The sequence below is a fragment of the Thermodesulfobacteriota bacterium genome (genome assembly GCA_040756475.1).
GTDB lineage: Bacteria > Desulfobacterota > Deferrisomatia > Deferrisomatales > JACRMM01 > JBFLZB01.
Genome location: JBFLZB010000263.1, coordinates 1 through 4,877, shown reverse-complemented (window position 1 = coordinate 4,877; position 4,877 = coordinate 1). Strand labels below are relative to the sequence as shown.

Below are 4,877 nucleotides of genomic sequence, written 5' to 3'. Positions count from 1 at the left end.
CGGGCTCGTACCGGTCCGGATGCTGAGCGGGTGGGGCGTGGGGGAGACCAGGGGGCGGATGGCTGCGCCCTGGATTGCCGTGGTGCTTCTCGCGAGCATGTGGGCCACCTGGACGTGGCTGAGGCTCGATGCCTGGCGCGATCCGCTCACCCTGTGGACCGACGTGCTCGAAAAGCAGCCGGAAAGCGCCCGGGTCCACGGGAATCTGGGCAAGGAGTACCACATCCGCGGCCAGCTCGCGGAGGCCCGACATCACCTGACCCGGGCGGCGGCTCTCGACCCCCGGGATCCAAAGCCGCTCGCGAACTTGGCCCGGGTGGAAGCGGACGGGGGCGACTTCCTCAAGGCGCGAGCGATCCTCCAAGAGCTGGAGCGCGGGGGGCTCCGCGATCACATCATCTATTCGGACCTGGGCTGGGTGCACTATCGGCTCGGAAACCTCCGGGAGGCAGCTCACGCCTACGAGTTGGCGTTGGGATACGAGCCGCGGCTCTCCAATGTGAACTACAGGTTGGCGGAGATCTACGCGCGCCTCGGGGATCGGGCCCGTGCCGGTGCCTTCGCGAGACAGGAGCTTGTTCTGAACCCGCAGCACCCGGAAGCGCGCAGGCTGCTCACAGCCTTGGGTGAAAACTAGCGGGTTTGGCTGTGCCGACCGGCTCGGCAGGCTTCGAGTGGCAAGGTTTTCGCGGTGACGGGGCCAGGTGGATCTTCCCAGGGGCCGCATCCCCCGAGTCCTTCCTTGCGTCAGGAGGCGCCGCGGGGTTAGCGTTTGACCAGATGCAAATGGAAGAGCGCGACCGAGTATGGCTCGGCCCTTCCATTGAGTCGCATTGGGGCAGGAAGGGCGCGGGGAGGTAGGTATGGCAAGCACGGAGCATGTACGCGGCCGCATGATACGCGTGGCGGCACTGGTGGCGGCTGCGACACTGGTGCTACCCGGCGCGTCCGGGGCGGCTGTGGAGGGGACCCACCACGACATGCGGCTGTACGGCCTCTTCGGCGACCAGGGGGTATGCGCCTACTGCCACGTGCCCCACGGGGCCCAGGCGGAGGTGGGGCTGTTCGCCCGGGCCGGCACGGGGGAGGGCTTGGGGCCCATCGGGAGCTTCTGCTACTCGTGCCATGACGGCACGGTGGTTCCCACGGCGCTGGTGGAGGCCCCCGACGGCTCGATGGGGCTTGAGGCGCTCACTCGGTCCCACGGCTTCGAGATCGCCCGGCTCGGGGTCCTCACGGGAGGGCTCGAGACGGCGGCCTCAGTGTACGCAAGCGGCCTGGTGCGGGTGGCCGACCCCGCCAACCCGCCCCAGCGGCTCGACTGCAACTCCTGCCACGACCCCCACGCGGACCAGAACCCCCCCTTCCTGAAGGCTCCCCTGGCGGACCTCTGCCAGAAGTGCCACAGCGGCCAGGGAGGTGCCGGGAGGGGGCGATGGACCGCCGTGGAGGATCGGGGCCTTTCGAATTGGGCCCACCCGGTGGGGATGCCCGTGCGGGAGAGCGGGCTGGACCGCGTGCGGGGCAAGCCCTGGGAGATGAGCTTTCACGGGCCGGACCGCTTCTATGACGTGCCCACGCCCTCGCGCGAGGACCTTCGCCGGGCTGATGTCCACTGGGAGACCGGGGGGCACTTGTTGGGGGCGGAGAGGCAGGTGGGCTGCCCCACCTGCCACTCGGCCCACATGCCCCGCCCGGGCCTTTTGGCGAGCGCCGGCGCAGCCTCGGGGGAGGTGATGCTCTGCACTGGGTGCCATACCGATGGGCTGAACCGCGAGAACCCCGGCGCCACCCCATACTACCACCCCGTCTTCGAGAGCTCGCTCCCCCCCTACGTGCACGATCACGCGAGCCACGGTGTAGTGGTTGACAACCCCAACATTCCGTCCACGGGAACCATGGACCTTTTCGTCACCTTGCCCAAGGACTGGCCACTAGGGGGCAGGAGCCAGCTCCTCTGCCAAACCTGCCACCGGGCCCACCGGGGCGTGGCGGGGGCCCGAGTCCTGCGCCGGGGGCCCCAGAACGCCCTGGTTGCCTGCAACGAGTGCCACGGCATGGGCGAGCAGACCGCGGCGGTCAACCGCCACCACCCCACGGGGAACAAGAACTATACTGACCCTGCGGTGGCGGGTTTTCCCCTGGAACTTGGCTGGCGCCGGGGCGTCGGCCTCCCCGGCGACCTGACCGACGGCCTCCAGTGCGTGGACTGCCACGTGGAGCTGGCGAAGAGCGCGCACAACTGGTAGGGGCGGGGGGCAGGGGCAGGGGCAGGGGGCAGGGGCGGGGGAGGGTAGGGGGCGGCGGTGTGGCTTTGGCTTGGGTGTGATGGGACCTATGGGACGTATGGGACCCATGGGTGGACAGGGCCCGGGGGGAGCCGGGCCGTGGGTTTTCTGCCCATTCGTCCCATGGGTCCCATAGGTCCCGTGAAGACCAGTTTCGGGCCAGCGAGGATCTCTTGAAGCACTGGTTGCTCTTGGCGGCGGCCTTGGCTGCCGCCGCACTCTTCTGGGGCACCCCTGCCCCGGCCCAGACCCAGGCCCCTTCCGGGGGCGTGCAGTGGCAGCCGGGGTTTCCCATGCGGGCGGGGGGGCAGGTGCTGCTGCTGTGGATTCCCTGGCCGGGGGCCGAGCGGTACACGGTGACCCGCCGCGACACCGCGACCCAGGAGGTGAAGACCTGGGAGGTGAGGGGCGGCCAGCACGTGGACGCCGAGGCGGCTGCGGACCGCACCTACGTGTACGAGGTGCGGGCGGTGCTGGCGGGTGGGGCGCCCGGGCCCGTCTCCGAGGGCCGGCGCGTGGAGGGGTTCAAGCCGCTGACCGCGCCCAAGTGGTCGGGGACCTACCAGGACGCCAAGGGGGTGCACCTGGTGTGGGAGGCGGTGCCGGGGGCGGCCTTCTACAACGTGTACCGGGGGCCCGCGGGGGCGACGCCCGCACTGGTCGCCTCGGTGCAGGACACCAAGCACGTGGACCCCTCCCTCAAGGAGGGCGCTGCGGTGTACCGGGTTCGGGCCGTAGGGCTCCAGAGCCAGGAGTCGCCCGACTCGGAGCCCCTGACCGTGACCCGCGCCGTAGCCGCGGCCGCCGTCCCGGCCGTGGAGGCCGAGCGCCGGTACGTGGAGGTGGCGGCAACGCTGCGGGAGACCCCCCTCTACCGGCTCCGGGAGCCCACGGATCTGGCCTTTTCCCGCAACACGCTGTTCGTGACGGACCTCGGAAGCCGCTCGGTGCTGGCCCTGGGGCGGGACGGGGAGCTGCTCTTCCGGTTCGCCACCGCGCCCCCGGGCTACGAGGCCGACCGGGGCGTGCCCTGGGGCATCCCCTGGGGCATCGGGGTCTCTCCCGACGGGGAGACCATCGCCCTCACCTTCCTGCGCTCCCCCGCCGTGCGCACCTTCTCGCGGCGGGGCACGCCCGTGCTCGACGTGGTGCTGCCCCGGCCCCGGGGCTACGAGGAGCGCCCCGAGGTGCCCCAGCCCATGGACGTGGCGGTGGACGCCGCAGGCAACCTCTGGGTCTCGGACCACACCTTCGGCCAGGTGGTGCGCCTGGGGCCCAACGGCCGGGAGACGGGCCGGGTGGGGCGGCCCCGGCTCGCGGACGACGCGGGCCCCTTCGGCACCCCCACCTTCGTGGCGTTCCACCCCGCGTCGGGGGAGACCTTCGTGGTGGACAGCCTCTTGGGGGAGATCTTCGGCCTCGACGCCACCCCGGCGGTGGCCCGCCGCTGGCGCCGCGCCCGGGAAACCCAGGGGAACCTCAATCTTCCCAAGGGCATCTCGCTGACGGGCCCGGGAAACCTCCTGGTGGTGGACGGCATCCGCTCGAGCCTGCAAGTGTTCACCGCCGCCGGGGAGCTCGTGGCGGTGTACTACACCCGCGGCAAGGAGTTCCTCGACCTGCGCGGCCTGGTGACCGCCGACTCCGACCCCGCCACGGGCGACGTCTACGCCCTGTCGAAGGTGGACAGCACGGTGTACCGGCTGCGGGTGGTGCGGTAGGGGATCGCCACAAAGAACGCAAAGGGCGCAAAGAAGGGCAGGTTCTGTTCGTTCTTGCAAGAAGAAGGTCAAGGGCCTGTTTCACGCAAAGGCGCAAAGCACGCAAAGAAGGGCAAACTCCTTGGGAAGGCCGAGTTCTTCTTCTGTAAAGTCCTTCTTGGCGTAATTGGCGTCTTTGCGAGAGAAGGAACTAAAGGCTTGTTTCACGCAAAGGCGCCAAGGGCGCAAGGAAGGGCATGTTCATTTGGGAAGGCCCAGTTCTTTATTGTCAAATGTTTTCCTTTGTGTACTTTGCGTCTTTGCGAGAGAAAGGTCTAAAGGCTTGTTTCACGCGGAGCCACAGAGAACGCAAAGAGCGCAAAAAAGAGCAATCTCTGCTTTCTGAAGAACTTCACTGCGTCCTTTGTGGCGAAAGAAAGAAGCTTCCTCAGTCCCACCGAACGCGCTGGAGTCTCTCTACCCTATCGAAGTGCGGATCCCGTGTGGCAAGTATGAGCCCGTGTTGCACGGGGAGAGCCGCGATCCAGATGTCGTTCTCTGGAATCGGTTGCCCCAGGGCCCGAAGACCGTTCTTGATGCGCCCGTATTCCCGCGCCGTATCGGCGTCACAGGGCAGGACTGCGGCGGCGGCCGTCAGTGCGTCCACGCCGGCCAGGTTCTGGGCGGTGCGCTTCGACTTGAGGGCGCCGTAGTACAGCTCGCCCAGTACGATGGACGGCAAGAACACTTCTTCCACGGCTTGCAGGGGCCGCGTGACCGCCGGTTCGGCTGCCAGCAGTCCGATGACGATGTTGGTGTCGAGCAGGAACCTACCACCCATTGGGTTCGATCGCCTCGCACCCTTCGAGTGAACGGTTTTCGCAGGTCC

The 4,877-nt window shown here is 68.6% G+C and carries 4 protein-coding genes; 3 read left to right on the top strand and 1 reads right to left on the bottom strand.

The window, feature by feature from the left end:
- The 3 genes from AB1578_22040 to AB1578_22030 all read left to right on the top strand — a co-directional run.
- Nucleotides 1-637, top strand: a 637-nt coding sequence (locus AB1578_22040; protein MEW6490579.1) for a tetratricopeptide repeat protein, incomplete at its 5' end; no start/stop codon positions are given.
- A gap of 256 nt (nt 638-893) precedes the next feature.
- The gene (locus AB1578_22035) at nt 894-2,249 is read left to right on the top strand and encodes a cytochrome c3 family protein (GenBank protein ID MEW6490578.1); all 1,356 of its coding nucleotides are present in this window, start codon (nt 894-896) and stop codon (nt 2,247-2,249) included.
- 212 nt (nt 2,250-2,461) lie between these two features.
- Complete coding sequence (locus tag AB1578_22030) at nt 2,462-4,009, top strand: hypothetical protein (GenBank protein MEW6490577.1); 1,548 nt, start codon at nt 2,462-2,464, stop codon at nt 4,007-4,009.
- A 427-nt stretch (nt 4,010-4,436) separates the two neighbouring features.
- Here the strand turns inward: AB1578_22030 and AB1578_22025 are convergent.
- Nucleotides 4,437-4,877 (bottom strand): type II toxin-antitoxin system VapC family toxin (locus AB1578_22025; GenBank protein ID MEW6490576.1); only part of this gene is annotated, 441 nt, incomplete at its 5' end.

Excerpts from the sequence above, each read along its gene's own strand:
- AB1578_22035 (MEW6490578.1), top strand. The coding sequence starts at position 894 with ATGATACGCGTGGCGGCACTGGTGGCGGCTGCGACACTGGTGCTACCC.